Source organism: Sphaerotilus natans (assembly GCF_900156335.1).
GTDB lineage: Bacteria > Pseudomonadota > Gammaproteobacteria > Burkholderiales > Burkholderiaceae_C > Sphaerotilus > Sphaerotilus natans.
The window spans coordinates 75,237-89,940 of sequence record NZ_FTMZ01000015.1 but is presented as its reverse complement, the minus strand read 5'-3'; the positions used below and the strand labels follow the sequence as shown (position 1 = coordinate 89,940).

Sequence of the window (14,704 nt, the reverse complement as noted above, 5' to 3'; positions counted from 1 at the left end):
GAACAGGATTGTGCACCGCATCATTGCTGCGCGTGCAGCCACGACAGGCGCGCTCAGCTCAGGGCTGGTGCGCGACCGTGCTGTCGTCGAGCGGGTCCGGCCAGGGCCAGGGGCCGGTGTCGACCGGGCAGCGCGCGCTGCCGCGGATGACGAGAAAGTTCTGCCCGGCCAGTGGCAGCGTCACGGCGATGTAGACCGCCGGATGCTCTGCCGCGTCGATGCGGCCGTTGCCGTCCTGGTCGGCGCTGTAGCGGCAGATCCGGAAGCGTCCGGACTGACCGGCGGTGGCGCCGCCCTCGGCCAGCAGCCAGCCCTGGGGCACCAGGTCGAGCCGGCCGGACCAGCGCGGCAGGCCGCCCGAGGCGGCCGCGACCGGTTGCACCAGGCAGTGGTAGGTGATCGCGGTGCGTGCCGTGCTGCCGCCGTCCGGTCCATCATGAACGCATTCCCAGGCGGGCGTGGGATGGCCGGTGCTGCTCAGCGTGAGCCGCAGGTCCAGCGGCAGGACGGCACTGTCCGGCTGCTCGGCCTGGGTTTCGCCCGGCGTGTCGGTGCCGGTGGCGAAGCGCACATGGCCGGACAGCAGCAGTCCGGACAGCGCCCGGCAGTTGCCGAGGCTGCCGGCATCGAGCCGCTCTGGCGTGCCGGGCGGCGGCGCGGGCTGGTCGCAGCGTTGTGTCACCGCGGCGCTGCGGCTGTCGAAGACCCAGATCCGCGTCGAGTCTGGCCGCACGCGCCAGGCATGGCGGCCATCGCCCAGGTCCTGGCTGCCCGGCGGCAGCCGGGCGGGGCTGGCGATGCTGGGCACGGTGCCGCTGCTGCCGATGGCGCGGCCCCCGCTGTGGCGTGCCAGCAGCGTGGCCGCAGCCAGGTCGGCCTGGGGCTGCAGTCGCAGGCTGCTCAGCGCGATGCTCTGAGGCTGGCCGTGGCGGTCGTGCCAGTCGATCCGGCTGCTCACCGACGCCAGCCGCTGCAGCGCACTCGCCTCGATGCGGCGCTGCAGCTGCATCGGCGAGGTGCTGCCGTCGAGGGCGGTTGGAGGCGAAGCGGTCGCAGACCCGGCGCGCAGTGTCTCCAGGTCGTCGGCGGCCAGGCGCACTGCCTCGGCCTGCTGGCGGCTCAGGTCGGCGCCCAGTCGCAGTCCGCCCTGCAGCCTCAGCAGCGACAGGCTGCCCAGGCCGAGCAGCAGCAGCGCGACCAGCACCTCGATCAGCGCCAGGCCGTGCGGGCGGGTCAGGGCGGTGTGCGCGCTCATCGGCGTGGCGGGTCGAACCAGCTGCCCGGAACCATCAGCAGCGCGCCGGGCAGCGGCATCAGCCGCTCGAGCAGCGCACGGTCATGGCGCAGGTCGACCGCGCCGTCGATGCGGGCCTCGCCCAGGCTGAGCAGCGCGCCCTGCAGCCGGCTGCGCCCGCCGCCGGTCGGCGCCATGTCGACCCGGCCGCCGATCAGCAGGCCGTGTGCGGTGAACGGCTCGCTGGCGTGCAGCCGGCCGCGGACTGCCAGCAGCACGGGGTGCTGCGGCGAGCCCCAGTCGCGCCCGCCCAGGTCCAGATCGCCGTCGATCCACAGCCGTCGCCGTCCGGTGGCCAGCGCGGCGGCGGTTGCGGTGCTGCAGTCGTTGTCGCCACCGCACGGGATGCGCGTCCAGCCCGGCGAGCCGGCCAGCGCCTCGGCCGGCAGGCCAGTCAGGCGCGGCCACAGCGCAGCAGCGCCCTCGGCCAGACGGGGATCGCCGGCGCGGCGGCTGGCTTCGTCCGGCGTTCCGGGCGGGCCGAGGCTGCGTGCGGGGGGCTCGACCTGGATGTCGCCGCCGGCCTGCAGCGCCGGGCCGGCCTGTGCCGGATCGCCCTGGAGGGCCAGCGCCGAGCCGGCCAGCCGCAGTCGCCCGACCGCGCTGACGGCGGCTTCAGGCAGCGACCCGGCGCTGCCCGGCGGGGCCAGCAGCACCTGCAGGCGGTGCCGGGCGGCCGGCTCGGCGGCATCGGGGGCGCCGCAGTCGGGCGCGGCGTGGCTGCAGCCGTCGATCGTGGCCCGCCACAGGCTGTGCGCGCTGTTCTCGGCCTCGAGCTGCACGCCGAAGGCCGGCGTGAGCCGGCCGTCTCCCGTCTCAGCCGGACGGCCTGCGCCCTGTGCGGGGCAGTGACAGTGCCAGCGGCCGGCGCTCAGGCGGCAGGCCGGCCGCAGGCTGTCCGGACCGGTGCGCAGCACCTCGGCCAGCCAGCGTTCGCGCAGCAGCGGGCGGGTGGCGGCGGAGATCGTCGTCGGTTCGCAGTGCTCGTCCAGGGGGACGCTCTCGTTCAGCGCCGCCTGCACCCAGGCCAGGCCGGCCTCGGCGGCCTCGCGGGCCTGAAGTGCCTGGCGGTGAGCGTCGGCGGCGCCCTGCTGCGACAGCCGGGCCCGCTGTCCGCCCAGCACCGCCAGATGCGCGCACAGCAGCAGCACCATCACCAGCGCCAGCAGCCCCAGGCCCCGCTGGTGGCGCAGGTGGCGCAGGTGGCGCCGATCGACGCGCCTGGCGCTGCGCTCAGGCGGGGCAGGCACCACGCACCTCGTCATTGCGCAGACCGACCCGGCTCTCGAGCTGGTGGCTGCGCCGCGCATCCTGCCGGTCGCGGGCCTCGATGCGCAGTCGCACCATACGGCGGATGCGCTCGGGCGGGCAGCCGGCCTGGCTGGCGCAGGCTCCTGAGGCCGCACCGCACAGCGCCAGCAGAGAGTGGCGCTCCTCGATGAGGTCGATGGTCAGCGCGGTCACCTGCAGCAGGGCGGGATCGACCAGGGCCTGCCAGTGATCGCGCGCGGCCGGCTGCAGCGCGCTTCCCGACAGTCGCCACTCCAGCAGACCTTCGGCTGGCAGCCATTGCAGCCCGAAGCGCTCATGATTGGCCACCTGACCATCCTCGCTGAGGTCGCGGCTGTAGGCGTGGCCGAGCGCGATGGCTCCGGCCTCGAGGCCGCGTTCCAGTCCGGCATAGGGATTGGGCGGCACGGCCTGTCCGTCCGCCGCGCGCAGCACCGCGGTGGCGGCATCGCCCCGGTAGCCGGCGCGGCGCAGGTCGCGCACGATCAGGTCGGCGGCGGCGCGCAGTTCCTGCTCGATGCGGATCGAGCGCTGCAGCCGGCGCTGCTCGTCGATCTGCGCCACCACCAGATGCAGCGCGGCGCCACCCAGCGCCACCGCCAGCGCGCAGGCCAGCATCAGTTCGACCAGCGCGACACCCCGGCATCGCATCGCTCACTGCCTCCAGCAGGCACGGTTGTCTGCGGCGGCGTTGCCCAGGCGCGCGTCCGGGCCGGAGCGCAGCCGCAGTTCACCCTGCAACAGCTCGATCGCCATCCACAGGCAGTTGCTGTCGCCCTGCTGGGCGCCGATCGCCTGCGCGACCGCCCGGTAGCCGCTGGTCAGGTCGGGCGCATCGGTCGCGATCACGATCGCGAGGCGGTAGTGGCCGCCAGGGCTCAGGGCGGGCAGCGCCAGGCCGTCGGCCGCCAGCGTCGGCGCGAACTGGGCATGGCGGCTGCGCCAGTCCTGCTGGGCCAGCTCGATGCGCGCCAGCGCGGCGATGGCGTCACCACGGCGGCTGCGCTGCAGCTGCTGCTGCCAGGACGGCAGCGCGATCGCGGCCAGAAGGGCCAGCAGGGTCAGCACCAGGACCATCTCGATCAGCGTCAGTCCACGGGCTGGCGCGGACTGCCGGGGCTGGGCGCTCAGCATCGCGGCACGCCGGGCAGCGGCAAGGTGGGCGTGCACAGCCGGGTGCGGCCCAGGATGTTGACCACATGGCGCAGCACCGGCCCGCCGCGGCTGCCGGTCAGCTCGATCGTGCCGGTCGGGGTGAGGGTGCCGTGGCGAGGCTCGGCGCGCAGGCTGGCGACATTGGCGCGCAGCACCAGGCCCTGGCTGCGCGGCAGCAGCGTGGCGCGCAGCAGCTGCGTGCCGGCGCGGCACTCGACCTGGGGCTGATGTCGCGCATCGGCCTCGCAGCGGCAGTCGGCGGCATCGCCGTCATGGATCAGCCGGCAGTGGCCCTCGGGCAGGTCGTGCAGGCTCAGGCGCAGCAGCCGGTGCCGGGCGGTGGTGGCCTCGCGCAGCAGCTGCAGGTCGGCCTGCAGCGCGGCCGAGGCGGCCATCAGGCGGCGCCGGTGCAGCTGCTCGGCCAGCGAGGGCAGTGCCAGCGCGGCCAGCAGCCCGAGCAGGGCCAGCACCAGCAGCAGCTCGGGCAGCGTCAGGCCCGGGGCGGGGCGAGATGTCATGCGGACCTCCCTGGAGAAGGAGGCCCAGTCTGCGCGCGGCATGCCGCGTCGGACGATCCCGCCGTGGGGGGATGGCCGCGAGCCGGGCAGTCCGGCTCAGATCTCGCGGATCAGCTGGCTGAAGGCGTCGACGTCCTCGAACTGGCGGTAGACCGAGGCGTAGCGCACATAGGCGACCTTGTCGAGGCGCTTGAGCTCGCGCATCACCAGCTCGCCGATCTGCGAGGTACCGACCTCGCTCTCGCCGCTGGTGAACAGGGTGTTCTCGATGCGGGCGATCGCCGCATCGAGCAGGTCGACGCTGACATTGCGCTTGCGCAGTGCCAGCATCATCGACGCGCGCAGCTTGGCGCGGTCGAACTCGCTGCGTGCCCCGTTCTTCTTCACCACCGCGGGCATCGCCAGCTCGGCGCGCTCGTAGGTGGTGAAGCGCTTGTCGCAGCCGCTGCAGCGCCGCCGCCGGCGCATCGCGTCACCCTCGTCGGACGCGCGGGTCTCGACGACGGTGGTTTCCTGGTGACCGCAGTAGGGGCAGCGCATCGGGAGGGCGTCGCCGCCCGGCCTCAGCCGCGGTAGACCGGGAAGTCGCGCGTCAGCTGCGCGACCTGCGCCTTGACGCGCTCGATCACCGCCTCGTCGTTCGGCGCGTCCAGCACGTCGGCGATCAGGTTGGCGACCAGGCGCGACTGCTCTTCCTTGAAGCCACGGCTGGTGAAGGCCGGGCTGCCCAGGCGGATGCCGCTGGTGACGAAGGGCTTCTGCGGGTCGTTGGGGATGCCGTTCTTGTTGCAGGTCATGTGGGCACGACCCAGCAGCGCCTCGGCTTCCTTGCCGGTCAGGCCCTTCGGGCGCAGGTCGACCAGCATGACGTGGCTTTCGGTGCGGCCGCTGACGATGCGCAGGCCGCGCGCGGTCAGCGTCTCGGCCAGCGCAGCGGCGTTCTTGACCACCTGCTCCTGGTAGGCCTTGAACTCGGGGCTCAGCGCTTCCTTGAAGGCCACCGCCTTGCCGGCGATGACATGCATCAGCGGGCCGCCCTGGATGCCGGGGAAGATCGCCGAGTTGATCTTCTTGGCGACGTCCTCGCCGCGCATCAGGATCAGGCCGCCGCGCGGACCGCGCAGGGTCTTGTGCGTGGTGGTGGTGACGACGTCGGCGTGCGGCACCGGGTTCGGGTAGACGCCGGCGGCGATCAGGCCGGCGTAGTGGGCCATGTCGACCATGAAGTAGGCGCCGACGGCCTTGGCCACCCGGGCGAAGCGTTCGAAGTCGATGCGCAGCGCGAAGGCCGAGGCGCCCGCGATGATCAGCTTCGGCTTGTGTTCGTGGGCCAGGCGCTCCATCGCGTCGTAGTCGATGTCTTCCTGGGCGTTCAGGCCGTAGGAGACGACCTTGAACCACTTGCCCGACATGTTCAGCGGCATGCCGTGCGTCAGGTGGCCGCCTTCGGCCAGGCTCAGGCCCATGATGGTGTCGCCGGGCTGCAGCAGGCCGAAGAAGACGGCCTGGTTGGCTTGCGAGCCGGAGTTCGGCTGCACGTTGGCGTACTCGGCGCCGAAGAGCTGCTTGGCGCGGTCGATGGCCAGCTGCTCGACCACGTCGACATGCTCGCAGCCGCCGTAGTAGCGCTTGCCCGGGTAGCCTTCGGCGTACTTGTTGGTGAGCTGCGAGCCCTGGGCGGCCATGACGGCCGGCGAGGTGTAGTTCTCGCTGGCGATCAGCTCGATGTGCTCTTCCTGGCGGAGCACTTCGGCTTCGATCGCCGCGTTGATTTCGGGGTCGATGGCGGCCAGCGAGTGAATGGCGCGGTCAAACATGATGCGGCAGTCCTGTCGGGAGATTCTGGACCCGTTCCGGCCCGCTTCGTAGGTCGGATCGGGCTGCCCAGGCGCACGGCAAGAAACCGCCGCAAGCCGATGCGCCTGCGGCGACCACGCTCCCCGGTGGTTGCCCACCTCGGCCCGATGCGGGCCTTGAACGCCAGTTGCGTGGTCGGGCGAGTTTACAGGAAGACGGCCGCAGGCTGGCGCCTGGGCCGGTCGTCCGTTCAGTAGCCCAGCGCGGCGAGGCGCGGCGCCGTATCGGTGGCTGCGGCCGAGGGCGATCCGCCCGGCGGGACGCTGGGCTGCACCGGCGTCATCGGCGCATCGCTGCCGCCTGTGGCCTCGGGCGGCGCCACCGGCGGCACCGGCAGCCGAGCGGTTGTCGGCACCGAGCGGCCGCGCAGCAGCTGCTGCATGAATTCCTGCTCGGCCATGACCTTGAAGGCGTAGCCACCATCGCTGGCCAGGTTGGCGGCACCGACGTAATGGCGCAGACCGCCCTCGACCGAGCCGGCCTTGGCGATGCAGTCCTTCAGCACCTGCACGCCCACGCGCAGATTGGTCAGCGGGTCGAAGGCGGCATGGTTGCCACCGAAGGCGACGTACTTGTCGTCATGCACCCGGGTCATCACCTGCATCAGGCCCTGGGCACCGACCGCGCTCTGCGCGAATGGATTGAACGAGGACTCGATCGCCACGATGGCCAGGATCAGCGTCGGCTCCAGGCCGACCCGCTGGCCCAGCGACCAGGCTTCCTGCACCAGCCGGCCGACCGGCTCCGGTGCGACCTTGTAGCGGCGCGACAGCCACTGCGCGACCACCGCCTGCTGGCGGTTGAGCTCGCTCGGATCGATCGCGGTGGCGCGGTCGACCGCCGAGATGTCGCCCGGGCCGAGCAGGCTTGCGGTGTCGAGCGTCTCATCGATCGAACGGGCTTCCTGGCGCGAGACCAGCCAGTCCAGCGCACGTTCCTCGAGCAGACCGCGCACATCGGCGCGACCGCCGATCACGAAGGCCGCGGCCAGCACCGCCAGACCGATGACGGCCAGGCTGCTGTGGCTGACGACCATCAGTCCGTTGCCCAGATCGCTGACGAACACCCGTGCCGAATTCAGGGCGCCCACGCGAACGCGTGCCCAAGAGCGGGATGCACTCATGCAACTCCTTCCCATTTCTGCAGGCGCCGTGTGGCCATGGGCGGGCGCCTTGATAATCCGTCGACGGTCCCGCGTTCCAGGGCCCGCAGTCATGCGGTGCCTTCCTGTCGCCAGTCGCTCTTGCGGCGACCTTCTCCCCTGACCTGACGGTGCGATTGTCCGGGGCAGCTGCGCGTTGCGCGGCAGGCCACAAGCCCCTTCGTCAATGAACAGCTGGATTCTAGAAGTCGCCAAAATAACCGGCCAACAATAAAAAACTCATTCTTCATAACCGTAGATCATGAAATACCGTGACCTGAGAGACTTCCTCGCCGCCCTGAAAGCTCGGGGTCAGCTGCTGGAAGTGAAAGAACCCGTCTCGACCGATCTGGAAATGACCTGGCTGTCGGATCGCACCCTGCGCGCAGGCGGTCCGGCGCTGCTGTTCACCCATCCGGTGCGTGGTACACAAAAATTCACGACACCTGCAGTTACCAATCTGTTCGGCACGCCGGAGCGTGTCGCCTTCGGCATGGGGGCCGACAGCGTCGCAGCGCTGCGCGACATCGGCGAGCTGCTGGCCCGACTGAAGGAGCCCGAGCCCCCGAAGGGGCTGCAGGATGCCGGCCAGCTGTGGCAGATGGCACGAACCCTGTGGGACATGAAGCCGTCGGTGGTGCGTCGGCCGGCCTGTCAGGAGCTGGTGGTCGAGGGTCCGGAGGTCGATCTGGGCCGGCTGCCGGTGCAGCACTGCTGGCCCGGCGACGTGGCGCCGCTGATCACCTGGGGCCTCGTGGTGACCCGCGGTCCGCAGTCGGTGGCACGGCCGCGCCGGCGGCAGAACCTGGGCATCTACCGCCAGCAGGTGATCGGGCGGCGGCAGGTCATCATGCGCTGGCTCGCTCACCGCGGCGGAGCGTTGGATTTCCGCGAATTTGTTCATGCAAATCGTGGAAAGCCCTTTCCGATCGTGGTGGCTTTGGGGGCCGATCCGGCCACGATCCTGGGCGCGGTGACGCCGGTGCCGGACAGCCTGTCCGAATACCAGTTCGCCGGCCTGCTGCGCGGCGGTCGCACCGAGCTGGCCGACAGCCAGGTGGGCGAGGGCGGCTTGATGCTGCAGGTGCCCGCCAGCGCCGAGATCGTGCTGGAGGGGCACATCCCGCCGGCCGCGCCCGGCTTCGAGGGTGTCAGCGAGCACGGCGTGCCGCTCAAGGAGAAGGACGGCTACCTGCACGCGCTGGAAGGTCCCTACGGCGACCACACCGGCTACTACAACGAGCAGGACTGGTTCCCGGTGTTCGAGATCTCGCGTCTGACGATGCGCCGGGACGCGATCTACCACTCCACCTACACCGGCAAGCCGCCCGACGAGCCGGCGGTGCTGGGCGTGGCGCTCAACGAGGTCTTCGTGCCGATCCTGAAGAAGCAGTTTCCGGAGATCGTCGACTTCTATCTGCCGCCGGAGGGCTGCAGCTACCGCATGGCGGTCATCAGCATGAAGAAGGCCTATCCGGGCCACGCCAAGCGGCTGATGTTCGGCCTCTGGAGCTTCCTGCGCCAGTTCATGTACACCAAGTTCATCGTCGTGGTCGACGACGACGTGGACATCCGCAGCTGGCAGGAAGTGATCTGGGCCATCACCACCCGGATGGATCCGGTGCGCGACACCACGCTGGTCGAGCACACGCCGATCGACTACCTCGACTTCGCCTCGCCGGTGTCGGGCCTGGGCGGCAAGATGGGGCTGGACGCGACCAACAAGTGGCCCGGCGAGACCGACCGCGAGTGGGGCCGCACCATCGAGATGGACCGTGCGGTGACCGCGCGCATGGATGCGCTCTGGGGGCGGCTGGTCGCGCCGTCGGTACCGCGCAGCTAGTTCCGGGTGATCAGCCCGAGCAGCTCGTGCAGCGCGTCATGGGTGAGCCGGTAGCCGTGCGCGCTGGGCATCCACTCGAGCAGGCCGGACTCGTCCGGGGTGATGAAGGCCACCGGGGCCGGCACGATCACCATGCGGGTGCCGGCCGCGTCGCGGAAGGCGCGCAGCGCCCGGGGCATGTGCACGGCATGGGTCACCAGGATGATGCGGCGCACGCCGTCGGCTTCCAGCAGCGGCACCAGCTGCTGCGCGTTCTGGCGGGTGTCGCGCGAGCGTGACTCGGTCCAGCGCAGCCGGCTGCCGTAGTCGTCCATCAGGATGCGCGCGGCGGTCTCGGCCTCGGTGACCTCGCCGGACTGGCCCCAGCCGACGCCGCCGCTGTAGGCCAGCGGCTGGCCGGTGCGCCGTGCCAGCCACACGCCGTAGTGCAGCCGCACCATCGCCTGCTGCGTCAGCATCGAGCTGCCGTATTCCGGCGAGAGCCGGTGACGGCCGGCGCCCAGCACCACGATGGCGCTCGGTGGGGTCTTCGGGCTGCGCATCAGCGCACGCAGCTCGGGCGCGTTGAGGGCGGGTGGTGGACGCAGCACCCGATCCTGCAGCCAGAGGGCGGTGCCGCTGGAGCACATCAGCCACAGCCCGAGCAGGGCCGTGCCGATCATCAGCCGCCCGGCCCAGCGCCGCCAGTCCGGGCGGCGCTGCAGCCACAGACCGGCCGGGATCATCAGCAGCAGGCTGGCCGGGGGTTGCAGCAGCGCGGAGAGGGTCGGTTTCCAGGAAGGATCGAGCACGAGTGGTACGCGAGAGTGACGCGGGTCTGGTAACGCCGCGATTCTCGATGCCACCTCTTCTTCAAACTGGAGAAACCATCATTTGATAACAAGCCTTGCGCGAAATATTCACTTAAGGCGCGCAGTGTCGTGGCTTGGCCTGCGTCGTCGGTCGACGATCAGGGCGCCAGACGCTGGCGCTGCCAGCGGCCGTCGGGTTCGCGCTGGTAGACCAGCCGGTCGTGCAGGCGTGACTTGCGGCCCTGCCAGAACTCCCAGCGGTCCGGATCGAGGCGGAAGCCGCCCCAGTGCGGCGGTCGGGGCGGGTTGAGGCCATGCTGCGCCGCCGCCTTGGCCGCGTTGCTCACCAGCACCGCCCGCGAGGCGATCGGCTGGCTCTGCGGCGAGGCCCAGGCGCCCAGGCGCGAATCGAGCGGTCGCGAGGCGTAGTAGGCATCCGACTCGGCCTCGGCGACCCGCTCGACCCGGCCCTCGACGCGCACGACCCGCTCCATCTCGACCCAGTGGAACTGCAGCGCCGCCCAGGGGTGGCCGGCGAGCTCGCGGCCCTTGCGGCTGTCGTAGTTGGTGTACCAGACCAGACCGCGGGCGTCGTAGTCCTTGATCAGCACGATGCGGGTCGACGGGCGGCCGTCCGGGCCGACGGTGGCCAGCGTCATCGCATTGGGTTCGGGCACGCCGGCGCCGAGCGCCGCCTGAAACCATTGTTCGAACTGCTGCAGCGGCTCCGATCCGGCCAGGGCCTCGTCGAGCTCGCCGCTTTCGTAACTCTTGCGCAGATGGGCGATGTCCTTCATGGCGCCAGTATGCGCCAAGGTGGAGCGCTGCCGCAGGCGAGGCCGGGGCGGCTAGTGATCCTCCTTAAGTGAAGGCACCACTTCCTGTGGCGGCGCTTGTCGGGTCCGATAGCGGTCATGATCGCAGTGCAGCATTTTCGACGCGGCCAGGGGGGCCGGCCATGAGTCCGGCACGCACGCTGCCCACGGTGGTGGTGCTGGCGGCCGGGGCGGGTCGGCGCTTTGCCGGCGCGACGCCGAAGCTGGCCAGTCCGCTGGGCCGGGCCAGCGTGCTGGCGCACACGCTGGAATCGGTGCTGGGCTCGGGGCTGCCGCTGGTGGTGGTGACGGTGGCGCCGCTGGTCGGGCTGGTGCGCGAGGTGGTGGCCTCGCGCGACATCGTGCTGCTGCCGCCGGTCGGCTCGGCCAGCCGCGAGCCGCTGGGCGCGGGCTACTCGATCGCCGCTGGCGTGACCGCCCGGGCCCAGGCCTGCGGCTGGCTGGTGCTGCCCGGCGACATGCCGCGCGTGCGCCCTCAGACGCTGCAGCTGATGGCCCGTGCGGTCGGGCAGGGCGCCGCGCCGATCGCCTGCGCGCAGCATCTGGGCCGCGCCGGCCATCCGGTCGGTCTGGCCGCCGAGATGTACAACGAGCTGTCGCGCCTCAGCGGCGACCAGGGGCTGCGCCGGCTGCTGGCCCGCTATCCCTCACTCGCGGTCGAGACGGGCGACCCCGGCGTGCTGGTCGACATCGACACCCGCGAGGATCTCGAGCGGCTGATCGCGGCCGAGCCGGCGTTCGCGGTCCGTCAGCCCGTGCCGCTCCGCCAGACCGACCAGGCGTGAGACCTCGGCATCGCGAATGCCGAGCTGGTCGAGCCGCTCGGCGGTGCGCAGCAGGTAGTCGAGCGTGCTGCCGTAGCGGCCGCGCGCCTGCGCCAGGACCTGCAGCAGCGTGGCGTCGTCGAGCCGGCCGACATGGCTGGGATGGCGCGCAGGCAGCGTGAAGGCCAGCGCCGGCAGCCGACCCTGCGGGGTGAGGGCCTGCAGCCAGCGCGGCTGGTAGACACCGCCGCCGGGCATCTCGCGCTCCCACAGCGCATCGAGCGTCGCATGGGCGCGCCCGGCCTCTTCCAGGTGCAGCTCGCCCCGGCAGGAGCCCCCGGGCAGCAGCGCGAAGACCAGGCCGGGGCAGGCCGGCGTGCCGCGGTTGACCCGCGAGCGCATCCGCAGCGCCCGGTGCCAGCCCTGCACCCGGGCCGTCAGGCATTCGGCCGGCGTGAAGGCGGGCCGCCACAGCAGCGAGCCATAGGCGAAGACCCGGAAACCGAGGCCGCGGGTCAGCAGATCATCCAGATCGTCGTGAAGGCGAGCGAGGTCCATCCGGACAGTGTCGGGGCAGTGGTGCTGTGGCCACAAGGCCGAGATGACCCCTCCCAAAGTCAAGAAAGCGTGATGTTTGTCACCGTAAACTGGCTCGTTCATCAACATGAGGAGGTTCGAAATGAGTGACGACGATCGTGACGACAGCCGCAAGGTCGGTCTGTGGGTGGTGTTCACCAGCGTGGCGGTGCTGCTGCTGGGCGTGCTGGGCTTTGCGGTGACCCGCAGCCTCAAGAGCCCGTCGGCGCCGGCGGCCACGACGGCCGTGGCCGCCGCTTCCGGCGCGAGCGCCGAGGCCGCCGATGTGCTCGTCGACCTGACCCCGACCGGTCCGGCGCTGGCGGTGCTGTATTTCGAGACCGGCTCCGCGTCGGTGGGCGCCGAGGATGCAGCCGCGCTGGCCGAGGTGGTCAAGGCCCTGGCCGGCGATGGCGCCCGTCGGGTGCTGCTGTCGGGCTATCACGATTCGACCGGCGATCCGGCGATGAACGCCGAGCTGGCCAAGCAGCGCGCCAAGGCCGTGCGCGCCGCGCTGGTGGTCGCGGGCGTGCCGCTGCAGCAGGTGCTGATGCGCAAGCCGGAAAGCACCACCGGCAGCGGCACCGACCGCGAGGCCCGTCGCGTCGAGATCCGCATCGTCGACGCGCCCTGAGCGTCGGCCGGCCCGAGAGGGCTGGCGCTTCCCGCTTGCCCAGGCCCGGGCCGCGATCGTCGCGGCACCGGGCCTTTTTCTTGCGTGGTCTGGTGGCGAATGATTTGACGATGTAACCCGGTTACGCTGTAATCGTCCGAAAGTTTCAGGGCCGTTCCAGGCCAGCCAAACGCCATGAAATCCCAGATCGCCGACATCACCGCCCGCATCCGCGAACGCAGCCAGCCGCTGCGCCAGGCCTATCTGCAGCGCACCCGCGCGCTGGCGGCGCGCCCGCGTGGTGCCGACAGGATGGGCTGCGCCAACGTGGCGCATGCCTTCGCGGCGCTGCCGGGTTCGGACAAGTTTCGCGTCGTGGCCGAGAAGGCGCCCAACCTCGGCATCATCACCGCCTACAACGACATGCTGTCGGCGCACCAGCCCTACGAGGGCTACCCGGCGGTGATCCGCGACGAGGCGCGCAAGCTTGGCGCCACCGTGCAGGTCGCCGGCGGCGTGCCGGCGATGTGCGACGGCGTCACCCAGGGCCTGCCGGGCATGGAGCTGAGCCTGTTCTCGCGCGACAGCATCGCGATGGCCACCGCGGTGGGCCTGACGCATGACGTCTTCGACGCCGCGCTCTTGCTGGGCGTGTGCGACAAGATCGTGCCGGGCCTCTTGATCGGCGCGCTGCATTTCGGCCATCTGCCCTGCGTGTTCGTGCCGGCCGGGCCGATGTCGACCGGCCTGTCCAACAGCGAGAAGTCCAAGGTGCGCGAGCAGTTCGCGCAAGGCCTGGTCGGGCGCGACAAGCTGCTGGAGGCCGAATCCGCCGCCTACCATGGCGCCGGCACCTGCACCTTCTACGGCACCGCCAACTCCAACCAGATGCTGCTGGAGGCGATGGGCCTGCATGTGCCGGGTGCGGCCTTCATCCACCCGCACGAGGGCCTGCGCGAGGAGCTCACCCGCGAGGCGGTGCGCAACGTGCTGGCCATCCGCCGCGGCGGCGCGCGCTACACCCCGATCGGCGAACTGGTCGACGAGCGCTGCATCGTCAACGCGATGGTGGCGCTGCTGGCCACCGGCGGCTCGACCAACCACCTGATCCACTGGGTCGCGGTGGCGCGCTCGGCCGGCATCCTCATCGACTGGACCGATTTCTCCGAGCTGTCGGCCGCCACGCCGCTGCTGGCGCGGGTCTATCCGAACGGCAAGGCCGACGTGAACCAGTTCCAGGCCGCCGGCGGCCCCGGCTTCGTGCTGCGCGAGCTGCTCGATTCGGGCTGCCTGCACGGCGACGTGCTGACGGTGGCCGAGGGCGGCATGGCCGCCTATGGCCGCGTGCCGCAGCAGAGCGCGGACGGCGTGCTGTCCTGGCGCGATCTGCCGGCAACCCCGATCGATGACCAGATCGTGCGCACCGCAGGCGCCCCGTTCAGCGAAAGCGGCGGCCTGAAGCTGCTGGCCGGCAACCTGGGCCGCGGCGTGATGAAGGTCAGCGCGGTGCCCGAGGACCGCCATGTGGTCGAGGCGCCCGCGATCGTCTTCGACAGCCAGGAGGCGCTGCAGCAGGCCTTCAAGCGCGGCGAGCTCGAGCGCGACTTCGTCGCCGTCGTGCGCTTCCAGGGCCCGCGTGCCAATGGCATGCCCGAGCTGCACAAGCTCACGCCGCCGCTGGCGGTGCTGCAGGACCGGGGCTTCCGCGTCGCGCTGGTGACCGACGGGCGCATGAGCGGCGCCTCGGGCAAGGTGCCGGCGGCCATCCACGTCAGCCCCGAGGTGCTCGGCGGCGGGCCGCTGGGCAAGGTGCGCAGCGGTGACCTCGTGCGCGTCGATGCGGTGGCCGGCACGCTGGACGCGTTGGTTGCCGCCGACGAATGGGCTGCCCGCGCCATCGAGACCCGTCCGGCCGACCTGGCCGACGACGCCGCGCACGGCCTGGGCCGCGAACTCTTCGGCGGCATGCGCCGCAACGTGCTGAGCGCCGAGGAAGGCGCCGTCACCTGGCTTTGAACCCTTCACG

General features: G+C 71.4%; 14 protein-coding genes, 1 pseudogene and 1 riboswitch. Of the genes and pseudogenes, 4 read left to right on the top strand and 11 right to left on the bottom strand.

The window, feature by feature from the left end:
• Positions 1 to 58: 58 nt before the first annotated feature.
• The 8 genes from BW996_RS13905 to BW996_RS13870 all read right to left on the bottom strand — a co-directional run bounded on the left by BW996_RS13905 (position 59) and on the right by BW996_RS13870 (position 7,237).
• Positions 59 to 1,255 (bottom strand): hypothetical protein, encoded by a 1,197-nt coding sequence (locus BW996_RS13905; protein ID WP_051631868.1) that lies wholly within the window; start codon positions 1,253 to 1,255, stop codon positions 59 to 61.
• The gene (locus BW996_RS13900; protein WP_139330887.1) at positions 1,252 to 2,544 is read right to left on the bottom strand and encodes a hypothetical protein; all 1,293 of its coding nucleotides are present in this window, start codon (positions 2,542 to 2,544) and stop codon (positions 1,252 to 1,254) included. Before BW996_RS13900 ends, BW996_RS13905 begins: the two co-directional genes overlap by 4 nt.
• Positions 2,528 to 3,235, bottom strand: a complete 708-nt coding sequence (locus BW996_RS13895) for a hypothetical protein (protein ID WP_037481265.1) — start codon at positions 3,233 to 3,235, stop codon at positions 2,528 to 2,530. Before BW996_RS13895 ends, BW996_RS13900 begins: the two co-directional genes overlap by 17 nt.
• 3 nt (positions 3,236 to 3,238) lie before the next feature.
• The gene (locus BW996_RS13890; RefSeq protein WP_051631869.1) at positions 3,239 to 3,718 is read right to left on the bottom strand and encodes a type IV pilin protein; all 480 of its coding nucleotides are present in this window, start codon (positions 3,716 to 3,718) and stop codon (positions 3,239 to 3,241) included.
• Positions 3,712 to 4,257 (bottom strand): prepilin-type N-terminal cleavage/methylation domain-containing protein, encoded by a 546-nt coding sequence (locus BW996_RS13885; RefSeq protein WP_037481266.1) that lies wholly within the window; start codon positions 4,255 to 4,257, stop codon positions 3,712 to 3,714. The genes BW996_RS13890 and BW996_RS13885 overlap by 7 nt, the downstream gene beginning before the upstream one ends.
• A gap of 96 nt (positions 4,258 to 4,353) precedes the next feature.
• Positions 4,354 to 4,797 carry a transcriptional regulator NrdR gene (gene nrdR / locus BW996_RS13880; protein WP_037481268.1) on the bottom strand — a complete coding sequence of 148 codons (444 nt, stop codon included), beginning with the start codon at positions 4,795 to 4,797 and terminating at the stop codon, positions 4,354 to 4,356.
• A 23-nt stretch (positions 4,798 to 4,820) separates the two neighbouring features.
• Positions 4,821 to 6,074 (bottom strand): serine hydroxymethyltransferase, encoded by a 1,254-nt coding sequence (glyA, locus tag BW996_RS13875; protein ID WP_037481270.1) that lies wholly within the window; start codon positions 6,072 to 6,074, stop codon positions 4,821 to 4,823.
• A gap of 58 nt (positions 6,075 to 6,132) precedes the next feature.
• Positions 6,133 to 6,255, bottom strand: a riboswitch (ZMP/ZTP riboswitch).
• 49 nt (positions 6,256 to 6,304) lie between these two features.
• On the bottom strand, positions 6,305 to 7,237 hold the full coding sequence (locus tag BW996_RS13870) for a lytic transglycosylase domain-containing protein (RefSeq protein WP_037481272.1): 933 nt from the start codon (positions 7,235 to 7,237) through the stop codon (positions 6,305 to 6,307).
• A gap of 280 nt (positions 7,238 to 7,517) precedes the next feature.
• Here BW996_RS13870 and BW996_RS13865 point away from each other — a divergent pair, with 280 nt between their 5' ends.
• The gene (locus tag BW996_RS13865) at positions 7,518 to 9,098 is read left to right on the top strand and encodes a UbiD family decarboxylase domain-containing protein (RefSeq protein ID WP_037481274.1); all 1,581 of its coding nucleotides are present in this window, start codon (positions 7,518 to 7,520) and stop codon (positions 9,096 to 9,098) included.
• On the opposite strand, the gene BW996_RS13860 is transcribed toward BW996_RS13865, so the two are convergent.
• Complete coding sequence (locus BW996_RS13860; RefSeq protein ID WP_037481276.1) at positions 9,095 to 9,889, bottom strand: YdcF family protein; 795 nt, start codon at positions 9,887 to 9,889, stop codon at positions 9,095 to 9,097. The two genes, BW996_RS13865 and BW996_RS13860, sit on opposite strands and share 4 nt — an antisense overlap.
• Positions 9,890 to 10,047: 158 nt before the next feature.
• Positions 10,048 to 10,686: a pyridoxamine 5'-phosphate oxidase gene (gene pdxH / locus BW996_RS13855; protein ID WP_037481278.1), complete on the bottom strand. Its 639-nt coding sequence runs from the start codon at positions 10,684 to 10,686 to the stop codon at positions 10,048 to 10,050.
• A gap of 161 nt (positions 10,687 to 10,847) precedes the next feature.
• On the opposite strand from pdxH, the gene BW996_RS22270 reads away from it, so the two are divergent.
• Positions 10,848 to 11,510 carry a nucleotidyltransferase family protein gene (locus BW996_RS22270; protein ID WP_037481281.1) on the top strand — a complete coding sequence of 221 codons (663 nt, stop codon included), beginning with the start codon at positions 10,848 to 10,850 and terminating at the stop codon, positions 11,508 to 11,510.
• A gap of 45 nt (positions 11,511 to 11,555) precedes the next feature.
• Here BW996_RS22270 and BW996_RS13845 read toward each other — a convergent pair.
• Positions 11,556 to 12,047: pseudogene (locus BW996_RS13845) on the bottom strand (gamma-glutamylcyclotransferase); the annotation flags it as partial.
• Between the two features lie 121 nt (positions 12,048 to 12,168).
• Here BW996_RS13845 and BW996_RS13840 point away from each other — a divergent pair.
• A complete protein-coding gene (locus tag BW996_RS13840; protein WP_037481283.1) occupies positions 12,169 to 12,699 on the top strand; it encodes an OmpA family protein in 531 nt (176 codons plus the stop codon).
• Positions 12,700 to 12,873: 174 nt separating this feature from the next.
• A complete protein-coding gene (gene edd / locus BW996_RS13835) occupies positions 12,874 to 14,694 on the top strand; it encodes a phosphogluconate dehydratase (protein ID WP_037481286.1) in 1,821 nt (606 codons plus the stop codon).
• Positions 14,695 to 14,704: the final 10 nt, after the last annotated feature.